This is a genomic window from Nonomuraea glycinis (assembly GCF_035920485.1).
GTDB classification, from domain to species: domain Bacteria; phylum Actinomycetota; class Actinomycetes; order Streptosporangiales; family Streptosporangiaceae; genus Nonomuraea; species Nonomuraea glycinis.
In genome coordinates this window covers 8,177,612-8,198,443 of sequence record NZ_CP109166.1, presented here as the reverse complement: position 1 = coordinate 8,198,443, position 20,832 = coordinate 8,177,612, and the positions used below count along the sequence as shown (strand labels likewise).

General features: G+C 72.2%; 19 protein-coding genes. 6 read left to right on the top strand and 13 right to left on the bottom strand.

Annotated features, from left to right (window positions below):
- Window positions 1-64 precede the first annotated feature (64 nt).
- A complete protein-coding gene (locus tag OHA68_RS38540) occupies window positions 65-400 on the top strand; it encodes an Atu4866 domain-containing protein (protein WP_189140437.1) in 336 nt (111 codons plus the stop codon).
- Between the two features lie 176 nt (window positions 401-576).
- Here the strand turns inward: OHA68_RS38540 and OHA68_RS38535 are convergent, their stop codons facing one another.
- The 3 genes from OHA68_RS38535 to xylA all read right to left on the bottom strand — a co-directional run bounded on the left by OHA68_RS38535 (window position 577) and on the right by xylA (window position 3,416).
- A complete protein-coding gene (locus tag OHA68_RS38535) occupies window positions 577-1,503 on the bottom strand; it encodes a CAP domain-containing protein (protein ID WP_327104655.1) in 927 nt (308 codons plus the stop codon).
- Window positions 1,504-1,688: 185 nt separating this feature from the next.
- The gene (locus OHA68_RS38530) at window positions 1,689-2,000 is read right to left on the bottom strand and encodes an STAS domain-containing protein (RefSeq protein ID WP_189140439.1); all 312 of its coding nucleotides are present in this window, start codon (window positions 1,998-2,000) and stop codon (window positions 1,689-1,691) included.
- Window positions 2,001-2,240: 240 nt separating this feature from the next.
- Window positions 2,241-3,416 carry a xylose isomerase gene (xylA, locus tag OHA68_RS38525; RefSeq protein WP_327104654.1) on the bottom strand — a complete coding sequence of 392 codons (1,176 nt, stop codon included), beginning with the start codon at window positions 3,414-3,416 and terminating at the stop codon, window positions 2,241-2,243.
- Window positions 3,417-3,505: 89 nt separating this feature from the next.
- Here xylA and xylB point away from each other — a divergent pair, with 89 nt between their 5' ends.
- Both xylB and OHA68_RS38515 read left to right on the top strand, forming a co-directional pair.
- On the top strand, window positions 3,506-4,918 hold the full coding sequence (gene xylB, locus OHA68_RS38520; protein ID WP_327104653.1) for a xylulokinase: 1,413 nt from the start codon (window positions 3,506-3,508) through the stop codon (window positions 4,916-4,918).
- A 248-nt stretch (window positions 4,919-5,166) separates the two neighbouring features.
- Window positions 5,167-6,564, top strand: coding sequence for an ROK family transcriptional regulator (locus OHA68_RS38515; protein WP_327104652.1), 1,398 nt, complete (start codon window positions 5,167-5,169; stop codon window positions 6,562-6,564).
- A gap of 121 nt (window positions 6,565-6,685) precedes the next feature.
- On the opposite strand, the gene OHA68_RS38510 is transcribed toward OHA68_RS38515, so the two are convergent.
- The gene (locus OHA68_RS38510; RefSeq protein ID WP_327104651.1) at window positions 6,686-7,657 is read right to left on the bottom strand and encodes a lytic polysaccharide monooxygenase auxiliary activity family 9 protein; all 972 of its coding nucleotides are present in this window, start codon (window positions 7,655-7,657) and stop codon (window positions 6,686-6,688) included.
- Between the two features lie 248 nt (window positions 7,658-7,905).
- On the opposite strand from OHA68_RS38510, the gene OHA68_RS38505 reads away from it, so the two are divergent.
- Entirely contained in the window at window positions 7,906-9,048 is a 1,143-nt protein-coding gene (locus OHA68_RS38505) for an acyltransferase family protein (protein ID WP_327104650.1), read from the top strand.
- Here the strand turns inward: OHA68_RS38505 and OHA68_RS38500 are convergent.
- Window positions 8,954-11,014 carry an ATP-binding protein gene (locus OHA68_RS38500; RefSeq protein WP_327104649.1) on the bottom strand — a complete coding sequence of 687 codons (2,061 nt, stop codon included), beginning with the start codon at window positions 11,012-11,014 and terminating at the stop codon, window positions 8,954-8,956. The two genes, OHA68_RS38505 and OHA68_RS38500, sit on opposite strands and share 95 nt — an antisense overlap.
- 323 nt (window positions 11,015-11,337) lie before the next feature.
- Here OHA68_RS38500 and OHA68_RS38495 point away from each other — a divergent pair, with 323 nt between their 5' ends.
- On the top strand, window positions 11,338-11,541 hold the full coding sequence (locus OHA68_RS38495; protein WP_189140445.1) for a cold-shock protein: 204 nt from the start codon (window positions 11,338-11,340) through the stop codon (window positions 11,539-11,541).
- Between the two features lie 61 nt (window positions 11,542-11,602).
- Here the strand turns inward: OHA68_RS38495 and OHA68_RS38490 are convergent, their stop codons facing one another.
- On the bottom strand, window positions 11,603-12,658 hold the full coding sequence (locus OHA68_RS38490; protein ID WP_327104648.1) for a glycosyltransferase family 9 protein: 1,056 nt from the start codon (window positions 12,656-12,658) through the stop codon (window positions 11,603-11,605).
- A gap of 47 nt (window positions 12,659-12,705) precedes the next feature.
- Entirely contained in the window at window positions 12,706-14,181 is a 1,476-nt protein-coding gene (gene rfaE2, locus OHA68_RS38485; protein WP_327104647.1) for a D-glycero-beta-D-manno-heptose 1-phosphate adenylyltransferase, read from the bottom strand.
- Window positions 14,182-14,356: 175 nt separating this feature from the next.
- Between rfaE2 and OHA68_RS38480 the strand changes: the two genes are divergently transcribed.
- A complete protein-coding gene (locus tag OHA68_RS38480) occupies window positions 14,357-14,698 on the top strand; it encodes a YciI family protein (RefSeq protein WP_189140729.1) in 342 nt (113 codons plus the stop codon).
- Window positions 14,699-14,803: 105 nt separating this feature from the next.
- On the opposite strand, the gene OHA68_RS38475 is transcribed toward OHA68_RS38480, so the two are convergent.
- From OHA68_RS38475 to OHA68_RS38450, 6 genes are read right to left on the bottom strand one after another with little or no spacing between them, the layout of a single operon-like run.
- Window positions 14,804-16,384, bottom strand: a complete 1,581-nt coding sequence (locus OHA68_RS38475; RefSeq protein WP_327104646.1) for a fused response regulator/phosphatase — start codon at window positions 16,382-16,384, stop codon at window positions 14,804-14,806.
- Window positions 16,377-18,032 carry an ATP-binding protein gene (locus tag OHA68_RS38470; RefSeq protein WP_327104645.1) on the bottom strand — a complete coding sequence of 552 codons (1,656 nt, stop codon included), beginning with the start codon at window positions 18,030-18,032 and terminating at the stop codon, window positions 16,377-16,379. Before OHA68_RS38470 ends, OHA68_RS38475 begins: the two co-directional genes overlap by 8 nt.
- Window positions 18,029-19,030 (bottom strand): ATP-binding SpoIIE family protein phosphatase, encoded by a 1,002-nt coding sequence (locus tag OHA68_RS38465; protein ID WP_327104644.1) that lies wholly within the window; start codon window positions 19,028-19,030, stop codon window positions 18,029-18,031. The genes OHA68_RS38470 and OHA68_RS38465 overlap by 4 nt, the downstream gene beginning before the upstream one ends.
- Window positions 19,031-19,432 carry an anti-sigma regulatory factor gene (locus OHA68_RS38460; protein WP_327104643.1) on the bottom strand — a complete coding sequence of 134 codons (402 nt, stop codon included), beginning with the start codon at window positions 19,430-19,432 and terminating at the stop codon, window positions 19,031-19,033.
- On the bottom strand, window positions 19,429-19,794 hold the full coding sequence (locus OHA68_RS38455; protein WP_327109612.1) for an STAS domain-containing protein: 366 nt from the start codon (window positions 19,792-19,794) through the stop codon (window positions 19,429-19,431). The genes OHA68_RS38460 and OHA68_RS38455 overlap by 4 nt, the downstream gene beginning before the upstream one ends.
- Complete coding sequence (locus OHA68_RS38450) at window positions 19,794-20,666, bottom strand: STAS domain-containing protein (protein ID WP_327104642.1); 873 nt, start codon at window positions 20,664-20,666, stop codon at window positions 19,794-19,796. The genes OHA68_RS38455 and OHA68_RS38450 overlap by 1 nt, the downstream gene beginning before the upstream one ends.
- Window positions 20,667-20,832: the final 166 nt, after the last annotated feature.

Sequence of the window (20,832 nt, the reverse complement as noted above, 5' to 3'; positions counted from 1 at the left end):
GTGTGCCGCACCCCGGAGAGCGGCGGTCTGGTCGCGGCGTTGGCGCCGGGTCAGGGTGGGGAGCATGACCGGCTCACCTTGGAAGGCACTGACCATGATCAGGAGACTGCTGCTCCTTCTCGTCGCCATGGGCGCCCTGAACGCCTGTGACCGTCCGGCCACGCCGCATCCGTACGTGGGGATGTGGGTGACCGCCGACGGGCGGATCCGGCAGGAGCTGCTGCCCGACGGGCGTTACGAGGAGGCACGGGACGGGCGCGAGCGCGCCTACACCGGCGGCTACACGGTGACCGGCGACCACATCGACTACGTGGACGACACCGGCTTCACCGCCGACGGCACCTTCGTCAGCCCGGACGTCCTGCACCACGGCGGCATGGTCATGCACCGCGAACGCTGACCGTACAGGCCTTCAGGCGCCTTGAGGCGTACGGGGCCGGGCGTCCGGACTTATGGCCGTACGGCGGGTGCTGGGGCTCACGGCGGGCCGGGAAGGGCGACGCCTCGCGGGTGGGGGCCGCGAGGCGTCGCCGGGGCTCCTCGTGTCAGGCGACGGAGACCATCAGGTGGGGCCCGTCAGCGGCTGGCGAAGTTCTGGGTCCAGAGGATCTGGCCCGAGGAGCTCTTGACCGCGCCGACGCCGATCAGGTTGTACCTGCAGTTCATGATGTTGGCCTTGTGGCCGGAACTGTTCATCCAGGCGCTCACCACGGAGGCGGGGGTCTGCTGGCCCTTGGCGATGTTCTCCGCCCAGCCTGAGCCACCGGTGAAGCCGGCTCCCCTGATGCGGTCCAGGAAGCTGCGGCCGTCCTGCGAGGTGTGGCTGAAGTAGTTCCTGGCGGCCATGTCCGCGGAGTGGTCGAAGGCGGCCTTGCGGAGCTGCGCGTCATGCTTGAGCGGCTGGCAACCACCCTTCGCGCGCTCGGCGTTGGTGAGCCGGACGACCTCGTTCTCCTCGGCCGAACCGACCGTGCCCGACGGCGGCGCGGTGCTCGTCCGCGTCGGGGTCGGTGTGGACGTCGGCCTTGTGGTCGGCCGTGTCGTCGGCCGTGTCGTCGGCTTGGAGGACGGGATCGGCGTGGGGGTGACCGTGGTGGTCGGCGTGACGGTCGGCGTGGGGGTGTCCGTGGGGAAGCAGGACAGCCGGACCGGCCGGGACTTGCTGCTGTGGCCGCGGTAGTCCGTCGCCACCGCGTAGTAGACGCCCGGAGCGCAGGGCAGGGCGATGGTGACGCGGGCGTTGCGGGACTTCCTGGCGCCGCTCTTGACGACCGGGTCCGCGCCGGGCTGGGCGCGCTTGATCCGGACCCGGACGACGGCGTTGAACAGGCAGCCACGCCGGGTGGCGGACGCCTGGATCCTGCCGAAGTCGTTGACCTGCGGCTTGGCCACGGAGACGCGGCACGCTGCCTGCGACTCCGTCGCGGCGTGCGCCGTGGCGACGGGGGTCGACAGGGCGGCGACGCTGACGAGGCACGCGAGCACCCCTAAGGGTTTACGCATATGGGAATCCCTCCAGTTGCGGTTGATGCTGGATGGAATCCGAATTCTGTCGAGTGGGTAACCGCTCTGTCCTGAAATTACGGATATTGGGGTAAACCAAAGTGACACAAGAGGCGTCTAAGGGACCGGCCTGACCGCGCCACGCACGGCGACCGGGGCCGGTCGAAACCGGGGTGGGGCGGGGCTCAGGACAGGCCGAAGACGTCCAGCAGCCCGGCGATGCGCAGCTGGTCGTACACCCTCGGGGTGGGCTCCACCACGGCGAAGGAAGCACCGACCTCCCAGGCCGCCTTCATCGCGTCGACCAGCACTCCGACCCCGGAAGAGTCCAGGAACGCCACCTCGGACATGTCGACGCGCACCGCGGCGGGCCGTTCCCCGGCGATCGCGGCGGAGATCGTCTCCCGTATCCGGGCCGCGTTGGTGAACTCGACCTCGCCGCGCAGCACCACCGGCAGCGTGCCGTCCGTCAACGTGCCGACCGACACCACGTCCATGTCGATTCCTCCTTCACCGATCGGAGCGGGCGGGCACCGAATCCGTAGGTGCTCGCTTGGTCACGTACCGCTAAGACCGGTTGATTGTGGGAATCTTCGCCATAATCATCCATATAAGGGTTTCTATCACCGGTCTTCCCGGTTCGTTACCCTCAGCGATCCTTCTGTCGCTGTGCACGGTGATCGTGCGAGCTCCCGGGCCCGCCTCGGCGCCAGAGGCGGGCCCGGGACCTGGTCCGCCTAGCGAGCACCCATGAGGTGGTCCATCGCCAGCTGGTCCAGCCGCTCGAAGGCCATGCCGCGGGCGCCCGCCGCCTCGGCGTCGAAGTCCTCGTAGGCGGTGCGGTCGGCGAGCAGGTCGGACAGCGACTCGCCGGCCGCCAGGGTGGGCCTGGCCAGGTCGTCGAGCCTGGAGGCCCGCAGCGCCTCCTGGACCTCGGGGTCGGCGCGGAAGGACTGCGCGCGCTCCTTGAGGATCAGGTAGTTGCGCATGTTGCCGGCGGCCGACGCCCAGACGCCGTCGAAGTCCTCGGTACGCGGCGGCTTGAAGTCGAAGTGCCGCGGTCCCGCGTAACCGGCCGTCTCCAGCAGGTCCACCAGCCAGAAGGCGTCACGCAGGTTGCCCGAGCCGAAGCGCAGGTCCTGGTCGTACTTGATGCCGGTCTGGCCGTTCAGGTCGATGTGGAACAGCTTGCCGTGCCACAGCGCCTGGGCGATGCCGTGGGTGAAGTTGAGCCCGGCCATCTGCTCGTGGCCGGTCTCCGGGTTGACGCCGACGAGCTCGGGGTGCGCCAGCTCCTCGATGAACGCCAGCGCGTGGCCGACGGTCGGCAGCAGGATGTCGCCGCGCGGCTCGTTGGGCTTGGGCTCGACGGCGAAGCGCAGGTCGTAGCCCTGGGTGAGCACGTAATCGCCGAGCAGGTCGAAGGCCTCCTTCATGCGGTCGAGGGCGAGGCGTACGTCCTTCGCGCCGCCGGTCTCGGCGCCCTCACGGCCGCCCCACGCGACGTACACCTGAGCGCCCAGCTCGACGGCGAGGTCGATGTTGCGGATGGTCTTGCGCAGCGCGAAGCGGCGCACGTCGCGGTCGTTGGCGGTGAAGCCGCCGTCCTTGAAGACCGGGTGCGTGAAGAGGTTGGTGGTGGCCATCGGCACCTTCAGGCCCGCCGCGTCCAGGGCCTGGCGGAAGCGCTTGACGTGGCTCTCCCGCTCGGTGTCGGTGGACCCGAAGGGGATCAGGTCGTCGTCGTGGAAGGTCACGCCGTACGCGCCGAGCTCGGCGAGCTTGTTGACGCTCTCGACCGGGTCGAGAGCGGGGCGGGTGGCGTCGCCGAACGGGTCGCGGCCCTGCCAGCCGACCGTCCAGAGGCCGAAGGTGAACTTGTGCTCGGGGCGGGGCGTGAGACTGTCAGTCATCGGGACTCCTATTCGTAAGGGCAAAAAACAAATTAATATGCGAAGGGTGGCGGTGGGAAGACCGCCCCCATGATCGTGAGGAGTGAGGCATGTCGCCACAGCGCGTCGTCATAGGCATCGACAGCTCTACCCAATCGTCGAAGGCCCTCGCCGTGGACGTGGACACCGGCGCGATCCTGGGTGAGGGACGTGCCGCGCACGTCGTGAGCTCAGGGGCGGGCCGGCAGAGCGACCCCGAGCAGTGGTGGCAGGCGCTGTGCGCGGCCGTCGAGGGCACCGGGCACGCCGCGGCGGCCCAGGCGGTCTCCGTCGGCGGGCAGCAGCACGGGCTGGTGACGCTGGACGCCGACGGCGCGCCCGTGCGCCCCGCGCTGCTCTGGAACGACGTCCGCTCCGCGGGTCAGGCCGCGAGCCTGGCCGCCAAGTACGGTGCGGACGAGCTGGCCCGGCGGACCGGCAGTGTGCCGACGGCCGCGTTCACCATCGCGAAATGGATGTGGCTGCGCGAGCACGAGCCCGCCGCGGCCGCCCGGGTCGCCGCCGTCCGGCTGCCGCACGACTACCTGACCGAGCGGCTCACCGGCGAGGCCGTCACCGACCGGGGCGACGCCTCCGGCACCGGCTGGTGGACGCCCGAGGGCTACGACACCGAACTGCTGCGCGGTGCCGAGCTGGACCCGGCGATGCTGCCGCGGGTGGTCTCCGGCCTCGCGGGCACCGTACGGGCGGGCGGCCCGCTGGCCGAGGGCACGAAGGTCGCCTCCGGGACCGGCGACAACATGGCCGCCGCCCTCGGCCTCGGCGTGCGGCCGGGGACGCCGGTGCTCAGCCTCGGCACCTCGGGCACCGTCTACGCCGTCTCCCGCGCGCGCCCGCAGGATCCGACAGGGATCGTCGCGGGCTTCGCCGACGCCCTCGGCAACTGGCTGCCGCTCGCCTGCACCCTCAACTGCACCCAGGCCGTCGACAAGATCGCCGAGCTGCTGGGGCGTGACCGGGAGGCCGTCGAGCCCGGCGGCGAGGCGGTCGTGCTGCCGTTCCTCGACGGCGAGCGGACGCCCAACCTGCCGCACGCCGCCGGACTGCTGTACGGCCTGCGCCACGACACCACCGCCGGGCAACTGCTCCAGGCGGCCTACGACGGCGCCGCGGCCGCGCTGCTGGGCGCGCTGGACGACGTGCTGCGGGCGGGCGGCGAACAGCCGGACCCCGACGTGCCACTGCTGCTCATCGGTGGCGGCGCGAGGGGCACCGCCTGGCGTCAGACGATCCGCAGACTGTCCGGACGGCCCGTGCTGGTGCCCGCCGCGGCCGAACTCGTCGCCCTGGGGGCCGCGGCGCAGGCGGCGGCGCTGGTCACCGGGGAGGCGCCGGACGAGGTGTCCCGCCGCTGGGGGACGGCGCAAGGAGAGCTGCTGGACCCGCTGCCCAGGGACGTCGAGACGGTGGAACGGATCGCCGCCACCCTGCCCCGGGCCGAGCCACTCTTCACCGCACCTTGATCAGCGACAACCCGGAGAACACGAGACGCGACCACCGGATCGCCACCGGCGAAGCCCCGGCACCCCACGTCGAGCCGAGCGACGAGCCCAGCGGTGCCGTGGCGCCGCGCGTCGGGCCGGGTGGTGACTCTGGTGGTGCTGTGGCCCCGCGTGTTGGGCCGGGTGGTGAGTCTGGTGGTGCTGTGGCGCCGCGTGTTGGGCTGGGTGGGGCTGCGGCGCCGCGTGGGCGGCCCGCGTCGCAGCAGGGTATGCGGCAGCACAATCTCGCCCTGGTGATGGGCACGGTCGCCGCCCATGGCCCGATCTCGCGGGCGGCGGTGGCCGGGCACACCGGACTGACCAGGGCCGCCGTCTCCAGCCTGGTGGACGAACTGCTCGCCGGTGGGCTGCTCACCGAGCTCGGGCCCGCCGCCAACGGCAGGGTCGGGCGACCGGGCAGCGCGCTGGAGGTCAGCGAGCGCGGTCCCGCGGGGCTCGGGCTGGAGGTCGGCGTCGAGCACCTGGGCGCGTGCGTCACCGATCTGCGCGGTGCCGTCCGGGTCTGGATCCGGGTGGAGAGCGCCAACGCGGCGCTCACCCCCGCCGAGGCGCTGACCCGCCTGTCCGCCCTGGCCGACGACGCCACCCAGCAGGCCGCCGCCCTCGGGCTGCGGCCGGTGGCGGCGATCGTGGCGGTGCCCGGCCTGGTCGGTGACGTGCCCGGCACCGTGGACCACGCGCCCAACCTCGGCTGGCACGACGTCCCCGTCGCCGCGCTGTGGCCCGGCGAGCTGCCGCTCAGGGTGGAGAACGAGGCCAACCTGGGCGCGCTCGCCGAGCTGTGGGCACATCCGGTGGCCGCCGACTTCGTCCACGTCTCGGCGGAGAGCGGCATCGGCGCCGCCCTGGTCGTCGGCGGACGGCTGTTCAGCGGCGCGCGGGGGCTCGCGGGCGAGCTTGGGCATATGCCCGTCCACCCGGAGGGCCACCCGTGCTCCTGCGGCGCCCGCGGCTGCCTGGAGCAGTACGCCGGCAAGTCAGCGGTCCTCCGCATGGCAGGCGTACCCGCCGAAAGCGGCACCGGCAGCGCTGCGGCGGGCGCGCCCGCCGCAGGTGGCGGCGGTGGTGCGGCGGCGGGCGTCCCTAGCGCAGGTGACGCCGGCGGGGCAGGAGAGCCTACGGCCGCCGCAGGTGACGTTGGCGGGGCGGAAGAGGCTGAGGGCGGTGTGGTGGAGGCCGTGGTCGGCCGGGGTGATGTCGAGGGGGCGAACGGTGTCGGGGTCGCCGGCGGCGCGGCGGGGTTCGGGCGGCGGGGGGTCTCTGGGGGGCGGCGCGATGTGATCGAGATGCTCGCGGTCCGGGCGGGGGAGGGGGACGCTCGGGTGCTGGACGCGCTGGATCAGGCGGGCACGGCGCTGGGCACGGCGCTCGCCGGGGCGGTCAACCTGCTCGACCCGGCGGCCGTGGTGCTCGGCGGCGCTTACGCCGAGTTGGGCACGTGGCTGCTGCCGTCGATGCGGCGCGAGCTGGCCGAGCGGGTCACCGTACGGTCGTGGGACTCCGGCGCGCTGACCGTCTCCGAGCTGGGCAGGCGCGGGCCGCTGCTGGGCGCGGCGCTGGTCACGGTCCGCGCCATCGTGGAGGACCCGGCCGCCCTGTGGTCGTGATCGGGCCCGGCCGGGGTCGCGGCGTACAAAGGCTGTGACACCGGGCTGCCGTCGGCGGGCCAGGCGCCCGAGGGCTGTGACGCCCGCCGGGCCGCCGCTGGCCGGCCAGGCGTCCGAGGGGTCAGCGGCGGCGTAGGAGCACCACGATCGCGCCCGCCGTGGCGATGGCGAGCAGGCCCGCCGCGCCGAGCACCCAGACCAGGTCGCCGTCCTGTACGGCGGGCGCGTCGGTCCCGGCGTTCGCCACGGCCGGCGTGTCGTCGGGGGCCTCGGCGTCCCCCACGTCGGGGGCAGTGGCGTCCGCCGCGTCGGGCGTGTCCACGGAGGTGGGTTCGGCAACGGCCGCGTCGGGGGTCTCCACGGAGGCAGGCTCGGCGTCCGCCGCGTCGGAAGTCCGCGCGGAGGGGGACTCGGCATCGGCCGCGTCGCCGAAGACCACGTCGGAGCAGGAGTAGTACGTGTCCGGCGTGTCGGAGTTCTGCCAGATCGTGTAGATCAGGTGACGGCCGTTCTTGCCGGCGGGCAGGCGGCCCTTCATGGTGTACGACCCGTCCGCCAGCAGCGGATCGGTGACCTTGAGGAAGGGCTTCCGCTCCAGGTCCGACCAGGTCAGCGGCCGGGACGGGTCGTAGCCGTTCGCCGTGACGTACATCCGGAAGGTCCCCTGATGCGGGATCGTGCCCCGATACCGGAAGGTGTAGTTCGCGCCCGGCGCCAGATCGGTGGCGGGCCAGTCGGCGCGGGCCAGATCGAGGCCGCCGAACTGGTCGAGGCCGCCGCTGCACAACTTCCCGTCCGGGATCATCTCGCGGTCCCTGCCCGCGACGTCGGCCACCCGCAGGTCGTCCCATTCCTCGACCAGCAGCCGGCCGCTCACCTTGGCGGCGGCCACGCAGGCGGGCCCGGCCTTCAGCGTGCTCTCCACCCCGCAGGCCGCCGCCCGGCTGACCGGGCTGGTCAGCCCCCCGTGCACCACCTGGACCCCGTGCACCGACGCCTCCTGCGCGACGGCCACCCCCGTGGTCGACAGGGCCGGCAGCAGCAGGCCCGCCCCGAGCACGGCGGTGCCCACGATCCGGTGAAGCACGGCCACGTCGAAGACCTCCTCAGCGAGACAGCAACCCGTCTTCGTACAGGTACGAGCCGCCCGCCGGACAAGTTCACGGAAGGGCGCGAAGCGCGGTTACCCGCCGGGCGGACGGGATCATCATGCGGGCCGCGGGCCTACGCCGAGGCGGGCGGGGGTGGGTGGCGCGCTCGGGTGGGGCTGAGCGGACTGAGCGGTGATTGGGAGCGAATCGGACTGGGAACTGAGCGCCGATCCGCCCCATCCTGGCATTCGTGATCAGGGGGAAAGAACAAGCACCGTACGTCAGCCGCAGGCGGCGCTCGGCCAGGCTGTACGAGCTGGACGGGTTACGCCTGGTGGCCGCCCTGTGCGTGGTGGTGTTCCACTACGCCTTCTCCGGGCCGGTGGGCGGACACAGCACGGTGGCGTTCCCCGAGCTCGAAGGCGTCGCGCGCTACGGCTATCTCGGCGTGGACCTGTTCTTCCTGATCAGCGGCTTCGTGGTGCTGATGAGCGCGTGGGGCAGGACCCCCCGCGCCTTCGCGGTGTCCAGGCTGGCCCGGCTCTACCCGGCCTACTGGGTCGGGATCGCGGCCACCACGCTGGTGACGGTGACGCTGGGCGCCGGCATGTTCGACGTCTCCCTCTATCAGGTGCTGGTCAACCTGACGATGTTCCAGGCCGTGCCGAACGTGGCCAACGTGGACGTCGTCTACTGGACGCTGTGGACCGAGATGAGGTTCTACTTCCTCATCGGCCTCCTGACCCTGGTCGGCATGACCAGGACGCGGGTCATGATCCTGATGTGGGGATGGCTGGGCCTGACCGCCCTGGTCCAGACCGGGCTGCTGCCGGGGGCGGCCGACCTGGTCGTGCAGTCGGAGTTCTCGCACTACTTCATCGCCGGGATGGCGCTGTTCCTGCTGTACGAGTACGGGCTCAACTGGCAGGTCGCCTTGATCGTCCCCCTCTGCCTGGGCAACGCCGCCTACCGGGCCATCGGGTACGCCGACTCGGTGGGCAGGCGTTACGGGGTGGCGTACGACTCCGTGGTCGTCGTCGCGGTGGTCGTGGTGATCTTCCTGATCATGACGCTGATCGCCCTGCGGGTGCTCCAGCGGCTGGCCCGGCCATGGCTGGCCACCGCCGGAGCGCTGACGTACCCGCTCTACCTGCTGCACGCCCACATCGGGTTCATCCTGATCAACCGGATCGGGGACTCGGTGAACCGGTACGTGCTGGTGACCGGGCTGATCGCGGTGATGCTCCTGGCCGCCTACGCCGTGTACCGCTGGGTGGAGCGGCCCGTCGGCCCGCTGATCAGGCGTCTGGCGGGGCCTCGGGCGCCTCGTACACCTCCCGATGCCACAGTCTCTCCGCCACTCGCTCCAGCCCGCCCGCAAGGTGGCGCCTGAACGTGCTGATCGGCAGCCCGAGACGCTCGGCGGCGGCCTCCTGGGTGGGCACCCGGCTGAGGTAGGCGGAGACCACGGCCTGATGCTGGCGGACCGCCCGTGGATCCGCGCCCACCTGCTCGACCGCCGCCTCGAGCAGCTCGCGCAGCGCCTGGGCGGGGTCCGGCGAGGGATGGCCGGCCACCAGCCTGGTGCGGGTCAGCGGGTTGCCGACCAGCGCTCCCGGCCGCGACAGGCTGCGCATCGCCTCACGTACGGCGGAGTCGAACTCGGGCCGCGACAGCACCCGCAGACCGGACGGCTCCGGCGGCGCGGTGGCCTGCGGGCCGGACTGCCCGCGCCGCCCCATGCGCTCCAGCCACGCCTCCGCGGTCGTGGTGCGCCAGTCGTGGGCGAACAGGCCGTAGGTCTCCTCGCCGCGACGCAGCCGTACGGCGAGGTCGTGCAGGTCGTGGTGGCGCAGGTAGCGGCGCCAGGAGTCCGGGTCCCGCATCACCATGAACGCCCAGGCCAGGCGGTCGGCCCGCAGGCACTCGCCGATGGCGCGCCACTGGACCAGGTCCATCACCGGCGAGGGCCCCTGATAGGCGGGCACCACCCAGGCGCGGCAGAGGGCGACGTGCTCCCCGGGCCGCAGGGGGGCGGTGGCCCGGATGTGCTCCCAGGCCGGGCCCAGCATCACGTCGGCGGCCAGCTCCTCCTCACTGGGCTCGGCCAGCACCAGCCACGCCATCAGGCCGACGGGCTCGCCCGTCTCGGTGTCACGGTGCACCCAGAAGGACTCCGGCCGCCGGCTCGTCCAGAACGCGGCGTCGGCCGCCGACTCCGGGCCCTCCGCCTCGGCCACCATGCGCAGCACCTGGGCCCGGTCCTCGGGCCGGAAGGGCTCCTCGTGCACCTCGCCGTCGCCCTGCCAGCCCTGGAACTTCGAGGTCACCCCGTCGCTGCGGTGCAGGTAGAACAGCGAGCCCATGGCCGCCGGCGCGGCCTGGTCGCCGGCCACGCGCACCTGCGCGGCCAGGTGCGCGTGGATGCGGCGGTGCATGGTCGCGTATCCCTCGGGGTCGCGCCAGCGCAGATCGGCCTCCAGCGCGTCCCTGACCACCTCGTGCGGGAACAGGCCGTGCCGGTTCGACTCGATGAACGGCAGCCTGCGCAGCCACTCGAACAGCGGCCCGGCGTCCTGCGGCAGCACCGCGCGCAGCAACTCCTCGGTGGTCGTCCTGGCGTGCGCGCACACCTCCAGCGCGCGGCGGTGCGCCGGCGACGGCACCTCGCCGACGAGCTGGTCCAGCAGCGTCTTCGCGACGTCCTTGCGCAGCGTCCAGCGGACCGACGCCCGCTCGTCCTTGGCCGCGACCGCGGCGCCCAGGCAGAGCGCCAGCGGGTGCCCGCCGGCGAAGGCCAGCAGCGGCTCACGCAGCTCGGACGCCACCCCGCGGGCGTCGATCAGCTCCATGGCCTCCTCCGGAGCCAGCGGGCGCAGCGGAATCACCCGCAGCACCTCCGCCCAGCCCGGGTCGGCCTGCCAGCGCAGGTCGGGCGGGTTCCGGCCGGCCACGACCACCAGCGCCCCCACCGGCACGCGCGGCAGAAAACGCTCTCTCAGCCACCCCGCCAAGCCCTGGCAGAGCTCGAAGGTGTCCACAAGGAGCACCACCCGCTCGCCGGTCAGCACCTCGCCGGCCTGCGCCTCGAAGGCGGCGGGGGAGGGGGCCACGGTGTGCCCGTCCACGGTCACCACCCGCCGGCCGGCCGCTCTGGCCTCGGTGGCGAAGCGCCGTAACAGCGCCGACTTGCCGATGCCGCCGGGTCCGTGCACATACAGCACCCCGAACGACCCGTCCGCGCCGAGCGTCGCGCGGAAGAGGGCGAGCTCCTCGCCGCGCCCCACGAACGCGCGGTCGCGAGCGGCCTGTATGCGCTGCCCCAGCGATGAATATTCCCCGTCAAGACTGGACAACATGCAGTAACCCTAACTTTTCGCTTGCGGTCAGGATTGCGTAAAAGGGCACAGTGCTTGTGTATTTTTCAGCAATTGTTGGCTAGCGCGCCGTCTCGACGCCCTGAACTGGCCACATGCCGACGTGGTGTGGGGGACGGGGGGTCGTGGTAGGCTGATCCGTGTGTTCGCAGTTCTGGTACCCATGGATTTCGTGTGCGCCTGACGGGATGTAAGCCCTCGGGCGCATTTGTCTTTTCGCCGGTCATTTCCGGATGGGTCGATTGCGGCGACATGGAGTTCGTGACCTGCGGATTCCGTCTTTTGCGCCTATGAAGGAGATCGACATGGCGACTGGCACCGTTAAGTGGTTCAACAGCGAAAAGGGCTTCGGCTTCATCGAGCAGGACGGCGGCGGCGCCGACGTCTTCGCTCACTACTCCAACATCGCCTCTCAGGGCTACCGCGAGCTGCGGGAAGGCCAGAAGGTCAGCTTCGACGTCACCCAGGGCCAGAAGGGCCCGCAGGCGGAGAACATCGTTCCCGTCTAAGGACGACGCACCTGCACGACCTGGGGCCCGCACCTTCTCGAAGGTGCGGGCCTTCGTGCTGTCACGCTCCCCGCAGCAGCTCCCGGGCCTGCTCGACGACCGCGTCGACCGGGATGTCCGCCACCCACGACGGGTCGTGCGCGCAGCGCTCCGCCGCGGGATCGAGCCCGCCGGTGCCGCACACCGGGCACGCCGCCGTCCAGGAGACCAGCGGCCGGTGCCGGGACCTGGTGAGCGGTCCGGCGTTGATCAGGTTGCCGCACCAGTAGATCCCCACCGTCGCCGTGCCGACGGCCGCGGCCAGGTGCCGGGGCCCGGTGTCGTTGGCGACCAGCAGATCGCACCGCGCGTACAGCGCGGCCAGCCCGCCGACGCCGAGCGCGCCCGCGAGCGGCACGGCCGGGCGCCGCATCGCCTCGGTGACCCGCTCCACCAGTTCACGCTCCGCCTCGCTGCCGGTCACCACGATCGGCCGGTCGAGCCGGTCACCGACCGCCGCGAAGAACTCCGCGGGCCAGCGCCGCCGCGGATCCATGGCGCCGGGATGCAGCGCCACCAGCCCGGCCGGCGGCTCGCCGAGCGCCGCCGCCACCTCGGCGGCGTCGGCCCCGGTGCGGGCCACCCACGGTTCGAGCCGGCCCGCGACCCCGCCGACCAGCGCCGCCACCTCCAGGAAACGCAACGTCTCATGCTGGTACGGCACGTACGGCACCCACCGGTCGAGCGGCTCCGCGTCCGGGGTGCGCAGGCCCGCGGTCGTCCGGGCCCCCAGCCCCCGGACGAACGGGTTGGAATACCGCCCGCCGCCGTGAATCTGCACCGCCAGCCCGAACCGGCGCTCCCGCAGCCGCTCGAACAGCTCGGCCGGCGCCCGATGACCGGCCTCCATGGTGGACACCCCGGTGATCGGCGGCAGCACCACCACCTCGTCCACCGGCCCGGGACGCCCGTCCAGGAACGCGGCGTGCCACGCCGTCCCGAGCAGCGTCATCGAGGCGCCCGGATAGGCGGCCTTGAGCGCCTCCAGGGCCGGCAGCGCCAGCAGGAAGTCGCCCAGGGCGTTGGCGCGCAGCACCGCGATCCGCTCGATCCCGTCCAGCCGCGCGGTCCGGTCCACCGCCGCTCACCCGCCGCGATCGATCCGCGGACGGTGGCCCGCGCCGGTCACCGGGGTTCCGCCGAGTTCGGTGCGGGCAGGGAGCGCACGCGCTCGATGATGGCCGTCGTGGACCGGTCGGAGACGTACTCCAGCACCATGACCTCGCCCCCCATGGCCCTGACCAGCGGGGCCTCCGGCAGCATGTCCGGGGTGTAGTCGCCGCCCTTGACGTACAGGTCGGGCCGGATCATGCGTAGCAGTCGCTCGGGCGTGTCCTCGTCGAAGCCGGTCACGTAGTCGACGAAGGTGAGCGCGGCCAGCACGGACATGCGGTCCTCGCAGGAGTTGATCGGCCGTCCCGGGCCCTTCAGCCGCGCCGTGCTCGCGTCGCTGTTGACCGCCACGACCAGCACGTCCCCGAGCCGCGAGGCCTCCTCCAGGTAGCTCACGTGCCCCCGGTGCAGCACGTCGAAGCAGCCGTTGGTGAACACGATCCGCTGCCCGCGCCGCCGGTGCCCGTCCAGTCGGTGTGCCAGCCGGTCGGCGGCCTGCACCGGGCCGTCCTCGCGCCCGCCGGTCCGCCGCAGCTCCCGGAGCAGCTCCTGCCGGGTGCAGGTGGCGGTGCCCGGCCGCCGCACCACCACGCCGGCGGCGGCCTGCGCCGCCCGCGCGGCGTGCTCGGGCGTGGCGCCGCCCGCCAGCCACAGCGCGAAGGCGGCCGTGTAGGTGTCGCCCGCCCCCGTCGCCATGTGGTCGGGCGCGGGCTCGGCATAGGTGCGGTACGGCGGGTGTCCCGGCCGGTGCAGCAGCGTTCCCTCCCCGTCGAGGGTCGTCACCACCATGCCGGCGCCGGACTCGGCCAGCAGCCGTGCCGAGCGCCGGGTGAGAAAGCTCACCCGGTCGGCCACGTCGCCGTCCTCGCGCAGGAGCTCCAGCGCCTCTCCGTAGTTCGGCAGCACGACGGCGGGCCCGCACGCCCGCCAGGGGGTGATCGCGTGCGCGTCCACGACCAGCAGGGGCACCCCGGCCAGCGCCTCCCGGACGGCGGGCGTACAGACTCCGCCGCCGTAGTCGCAGGCGATCACCACGTCGGCGCCCGGAAGCGCCCGCTCGAGCTCGGCGAGGAGCCGTGCCTGCGCCGCGCCGGTGATCGGCTCGCGGTCCTCCTCGTCATAGCGGGCGACGAGCTGCTCGCCGACCATGAGCCGCCGCTTGTGGGGGGTACGGCGGCCCGGCACGGTCACCGTACGGGCATCGACGCCGAGCAGGGCGAGCGCCCGGCCGAGCCGGTCGGCACAGGCGTCGTCCCCCACCGCGCCGATGAGCCGGACGCGGGCGCCGAGCGCGACCAGGTTGGCGGCCGTGTTGCCGGCGCCGCCGGGCGCCTCCTCGGTGGCCTCGACGCTGACCACCGGTACGGGAGCCTCCTGCGCGATCCGCTTGACCGGCCCGCGCAGCCAGGAGTCGAGCATCACGTCGCCCACGACCACGGCGTCGACGTCGCGGTCCGTGTGGTCGTCGTCCATGATGTCGCGTTCCATAGCCGGGCGACTACCTGGAGAGACGACTCTCAAACAATGCGTCGCCAAGATAGCCCGCCAACAGTCCGAAAATATGCATCTTTATGGTCTTATGTCGGATTCATCGGGTGAGGCGTTTCCCCGCCTGGGCAGGACGGGTGGCGGAGGGACTTCGCCCTGTCGAGGAGGTGGCGTGATGAACCAGTACGCGGTGCTCATCTACGAGGCCGTGCCGCCTGCCGAGCTTCCGCCGGAGGTCCAGCACGCGCACGAGCGGCTCCCCGCCCGCATCGCCGAGCTCGGCGGCCGGGTCGTCGCCGAACTGGCGCTGGAACAGCCCGAGACGGCGACGACCGTGCGCGGCGGCCTGGTGACCGACGGCCCGTTCGTGGAGACGAAGGAGGCGGTGGCCGGCGTCTTCGTGCTCGAAGCCCGCAACCACGACCATGCCGTGAAACTCGCCGAGCTCACCCCGGTCGTGAGCGGCGGCGTGGAGGTCCGCCCTCTGTTCGGCTTCCAGACCGCCCCGACCGACTGAGCGACCCGGCTGACCTCGCTGAGCGACACGGTCGCGGCCACCGACGACCGTGCCGGTCGGCGCCGCCCGTCAGGTCTGCGCCGCCCGTCAGGTCTGCGCCGCCCGTCAGGTCTGCGCCGCGTCCCGGCGGAGCACGACGAAGGCCACGTCGTCCTCCCGTGAGCCGAAAGCGGCCAGGATCCGGTCGCAGAACGCCTCCAGGTCGTCCTCGACCGTCTCCGCCAGCTGCCTGGCTCGTTCCAAACTGTCGTCCAGCAGGATGTGGCGGTCCTCCACCAGCCCGTCGGTGAACAGCATGAGCGTGCCCCCCGGCGGCAGCACCAGATGCTCCACCTTGTAGTCCTCGGCGGCCACGCCGAGCAGCAGGTTGCCCAGGCCGTGATAGCGCCCCTGCGGGCCGGCCAGCAGCGGCGGGATGTGCCCGGCGTTGGCCAGCTCGATCTCGCCCGTCGCCGGGTTCAGCAGCAGCATGCACACGGTGGCCGTCATGCCGGGGTGGTAGCGGCGCAGGATCTTGTTCAGCAGGTCCATCGAGGCCGCCAGGTCCACATGGTCGATCATCGAAGCCCGCAGCGCGTGGCGCAGCTCGGCCATGATGGTCGCCGCGTGCAGCGAATGGCCCATGACATCGCCGATCGCCACCAGCACCCGGTCGCCGACCATGAGCACCTCGTAGAAGTCGCCGCCGACCTCGATGTTGTCCACCGCGGGCTGGTAGCGCAGGCCCATCTGCAGGCCGGGCACCTCCGGCACCCGCGAGGGCAGCAGGCTGCGCTGCAGGGTCAGCGAGATGGTGTGCTCCTCGGTGTAGGCGCGCAGCGCGTCCACCGCGAGGGCCAGCCCCTGGGCGAGCTGCAGCAGCAGGTTGAGCTCGTCGGCGTCCAGCGCCGGGGCGGCCTCCAGCCCCAGGAAGACCGGCGGCCTGCCCTTTCTGGTCCGGCACAGCACGCCGGTGACCGGCCGGCTGAGCTCCAGGTCGGGCATCAGCGTGACCCAGTCCCCGGCCTCGACGGTGAGCACCTCGGCTCCGGCGGCGTCGCCCAGGACGAGCCCGCACAGCCGGTCCAGCAGGTTGGGGGCGGCGCTCTTGCTGATGGGGGCCTCGCCGGGGCGGGCGCGGTAGTTGCGCAACCGGCCGTCGGCCGGCACCGCCAGCGCGCCGGAGCGGCGGCCCATGATGTCCACCGTGCCCTGGACGGCCACGCTCAGCAACCGCTCGAAGGAGTCGGCCCGGTTGATCCGCAAGGTCACCTCGGCCAGCATGGCCAGCCGTCCGGCCATCACCTCCGCCCGCCGGCGCGCCCGCGAGTAACGCAGCGTCGCCTCCACCGTGGCGGCGAACTCGCTCGGCTCGATCGGCTCCGCGAGGTAGGCGTCGGCGCCGCGCTCCAGCCCTTCGGTGCGATCGGCCACGGTGATGGCGTTGCCCGACACCTGGATGACCGGGATGGAGGCCGTCGCCGGATTGGCCTTGATCCGCTCGCACACCTCGAAGCCGTTGAGGCCGGGCAGGAGGACGTCCAGGATCACCAGGTCGGGGCGCTGCTCCCGCAGCACGGCCAGGGCCTCCTCGCCGCCGGCCGCCTCGATCACCCGATGGCCCGCCCGCCGCAGCCAGCTCGACAGGACGTAGCGCTTGGTGGGGGTGTCGTCCACGACCAGGACACAGGCCGACGACTCAGGCACGGTCAGCTCCGGTCGCCTCGAGCACGGACCGGAGCAGCTGCTCGCGGCTCAGGTCGAGCTTGGACAGCACGGGATGCTCCGCCGCGGCCTTGCCCGGCGCCACCGTCACCACCACCACCACCACCTTCCTCAGCTCCTCGTCCTCCGCCATGCGCTGCAGCAGCGCGTTACCGTCGAGGCGCGGCATGAGCATGTCGAGCACGATGACGTCCGGGCGTCCGTCCCTCATCGCTGCCAACGCCTCGACCCCGTCAGCGGCCTCGTCCACCTGCGCGGCGAAGCCGTACAGCATCCTACGGGCCGTGGCGCGGAAGTCCTCGTCGTCGTCGGCGATCAGCACCCGCTCGATCCGGGGAGGTCCTCCGTAGTACGGCAGCCGCACGGTCGCGGTCGTGCCCTCCCCGAAGGTGCTGTCCAGCTCCAGCGAGCCGTCCAGCATCTCGGTGAGCTTGGCCGCGTACGTCAGCCCGATGCCCGTCCCCTTGCTCGCGGCCTGCGCGGGGACGGGGACCTGGACGAACTCCTCGAACACCTGGCCGAGGTACTCCGGGGGGATGCCGATGCCGGTGTCGGCGACGGTGATGACCACCTGCCCGGCCGGTTCGTCCAGGCGGGCGCTCAGCCGCACCTCGCCCCGCCGGGTGAACTTCAGCGCGTTCGACAGCAGGTTGCGCAGGACGCGGGTGAGCATGACCTCGTCGGTGTAGATCTCGGTGACCTCGTCGGCGACCTCGGTGCGCAGGGCGACGTCGCTGGTGGCCTGCATCGTCAGGTGGAGTTGGTGCACGAGGCTGTCCAGGTCCACGGTCGCCAGCTGGGGTTGCAGGCGTCCCGAGTCGGCCTTGGCCATGTCCAGGAGCTCACTGACCAGGGAGAGCAGCGTCTCGGCCGAGCCGCCGATGAGTCCCACCTGGTGCGTCTGCTCCTCCGTCAGCGGGTCGCCGCCCGGCCCGACCAGCAGCCTGACCAGGCCGATGATGGAGTTGAGCGGAGTACGCAGCTCGTGGCTGACCGTGGCCCAGAACCGGTTGCGGGTCTCGGCCGCCTGGCGGAGCCGGCTGGACTTCTCGTCCAGCTCGGCGTACAGCGCGACCACGCCCCTGTTGGTCTCCTCCAGCTCGCTGGAGAGCTGGTTGTACAGGACCATGACCCCCAGGTTGGTCTCCTGGAGCTCGGCGTTGAGCTGCCGCACCTCGTCGAGGGTCTCGGCCAGCTCCTTGTTCTGCTCGCGCAGCTCGTCGACGGCGGTGGTCGGCGCCAGCTGGGCCAGCCGTTCGCGGATGTGCCGGGCCGACGGGGCGGCGGGAAGGGCGGTCAGCCGCTTGGTGATCGTGATGTGCCCGCGCTCGGTGTCCGCGGCGACCGAGTCCACCAGGCGGCTCGCCAGCGCCAGCGCCTCCCAGCCGGCCGGGTCGGTCGTGGCGGTGTGCTCGATGGTGATGCGCAGCTCGCCGCCGTCCAGCGTGAAGACGACCTCCGCGCCGCCGGCGGCCACCTCCCTGCCGATCTCGCTGAGCGCGGTGGCGACCCGGATCTGGTCCTGCGCCTCCAGCCCGCTCAGCTCGGCGGCGGCCCGGCCGAGCCGGCGCAGCGCGAAGACGTCCTGCTCCCGGCCCAGGTGCATGCCGGCCAGCTCGATCGCGGTCATGACCGGGGCCTCACGATCACCACGCCCGCGTCGTCGCGGCGGCTGCCCGCCTCGCGCAGCAGGGTGGCGGCGACGACGGCGGGGGAGCGGGCGAACAGGCCCGGCATGGCGGCCGGGCTCCAGCGGTCGGTCAGGCCGTCGGAGTGCAGCACCACGGTCGCGTGCTCGTCCACCTCGTAGACGTACTGCCGGGGCCGCCGCCCCTGGTGGCCGGCGATGCCGTGCGCCGAGATCATGCCCTGGCGCTGCCCGTCGTGGACGATCCAGCCGGAGATGTTGCCGATGCCGGTGTAGGTCACGGAGTCCGAGGTGACGCGGGCCACCGCCGCCGCGCCGCCCCTGGTGTGACCCAGCCCGTGATGCAGCCGGCGCAGGATCGCCGCGGGGTCGTCGTCCGGCGCTGCCAGGAACAGCCGCACCGCCTCCTGGGAGGCGCGCGCGGCGAGCGACCCGTGGCCCAGTCCGTCGCACAGCATCACGGTGGTGGCCTCGTCGCCGGTGGCGATGGCGAAGGAGTCGCCCGACTCCACCTCTTCGCCGATGGGGCGGGTCAGGCCGCTGGCGGGCGGCAGCGCGGGCAGGTCACCGTCGGCGAACTGCATGGCCAGCGCCGTCCCCGCGCCGGGAACCGAGTGCACGTCGTAGTGGGAGGCGAACCGGGCGATCGCGCCCAGCCCGATGCCCAGCGTCCCGGAGGTGGAGTAGCCGTCGCGCAGCGCGCGCGCGACGTCGGGCATCCCCGGCCCGCGGTCGAGGGTGATCAGCTCGACCACGGCCGGGGCGCCGGGGCAGGGCCGGACCAGGGCCATGCCCTGGACGGCGTGCTTGACGAGGTTGGAGACGGCCTCGGTGACCGCCACCGCGATCTGCCCGACGCGTTCGGGGCCGATGCCCACGCTCTCGGCCAGGTGGGTGGCCGTTCTGCGCACGGCGCCGACCGCGCTGGACTCCTCGGCCCGCACCCATATGTCCGGTCGGGTCTGCCTGACCTGGTCCACCTACCTGGCCCACTTCGTCACGGTCACCGTCGTGCCCTTCCCCGGTACGGAGTCGAGGTCGAACTCGTCGACCAGCCGCCGCGACCCGCTCAGTCCGAGCCCGAGGCCGGAGCCGGTGGTCCAGCCGTCGGTGAGGGCCTGCTCCACATCGGGAATACCCGGTCCCTCGTCGCGAAACTCGAGCCGCAGGCCCCGTCGCCGGGCGTTCTCGACGACCTCGATGCGCACCTGGCCGCCTCCGGCGTAGACCAGCGCGTTGCGGGCCAGCTCACTCGCCGCGGTCACCACCTTGGTCTGGTCGATGAGGGAGAACCCTGACTCCACGGCCGCGGTCCGCACCTGCTGCCGGACCGCGACGATGTCGGCGTTGCTGACGATGGGCAGCGGTCCGTCGCCGGTCATCGTGGCGTGCTCCTGACGTGGTCCAGCAGCGCTACGCCCTTCTCCAGATCGAGCGCGGTGCGCACCCCGCCCAGCGACAGGCCGAGCTCGACGAGGGTGATCGCCACGGCCGGGCGCATGCCGACGACCACGGTGTCGGCGTCGAGCATCCGCAGTATGTCAGCGATGGTGGCGAGCATCCTGCCGATGTAGGAGTCGACGATCTCGACGGCGGAGATGTCGATGATGACGCCCCGCGCGCCGGTCGTGACGACCTTGTCGGCCAGGTCTTCCTGCAGCGCGAGCACGCCCTGGTCTTCCAGGTCGCCCTGGATGGAGACGATCAGCGTGTCGCCGAGCTTGAGGATGGGGATGCGCTCCATCATCGATGTTCCGTCCGCACCGCGATGCGGGGTCGCTCCGCCTGGCTGATCTCGATGCCGCGTCGCCCCAGCATGTAGGCCAGCGCGTCGGCCAGGGAGGCCTTGGTCACGATGTCGCCGAACTCGATGCCGAGAGTGACGATGGTGTGCGCGATCTGCGGGCGGATACCGGAGATGACGCACTCGGCGCCCATCAACCGGGCCGCGAACACGGTCTTCAGCAGGTGCTGTGCCACCTGGGTGTCCACCGCGGGGACTCCGGTGATGTCGATCACCGCGTGCTCGGCGCCGTTGTCGACCAGCGTCTGCAGCAGCTTCTCCATCACGACCTGGGTCCTGGCGGAGTCCAGCGTGCCGACCAGGGGCACCGCCACGATGCCGTCCCACAGCTTGACGACCGGCGTCGACAGCTCCAGGAGCTGCTCGGCCTGGTCCAGGATGATCTTCTCGCGGGCGCTGGCGTAACTCTCGAACGTGAACAGGCCCAGATCGTCGATCAGCCGGGAGAACCAGGTGAAGCCGACCAGCGCCTCGGCCGTCCCGTCGCGCTCGACGGTCTCGTAGACGGCCTCCTTGAGACCGAACACCGCCCGGGCGGTGTCGGAGGGCGTGTGGCCCTGCCGGGCGCGGGCGCGGGACAGCTCGGCGAGGGCTCCCCGGACCTCCGTCAGGTCCTCGCCCTCCTGGAACGCGGAGAGCAGAGCCTGGTAGATCTCCTGAAGTTCGTCGGCGGGCGCCTTGGCGATCGCGCGCCACCGGGGCAGGATCAGCTCCTCCTCGGCGCGTAGCAGCTCTTCGATGCGTCGCCTCGCTGCATCGGCCTGGACGGTCAAGGGTGGCTCCTGGATGAAGGGGACGGTACTGACGGGCATGGTATTGGCGCCTGCGCTGAGCCCAGGTGCGAATGTGGCATTTCGCCCACTTTATGTCGGAGCGACCACGCCCCATGCACACGCCGGCAGGGCCCGCTCTTCTGCCGGGCCCCGAAGCCGTCGGTAGAAGGATTCCCCCGACGCGGCGAATAACTCCCGATACGGA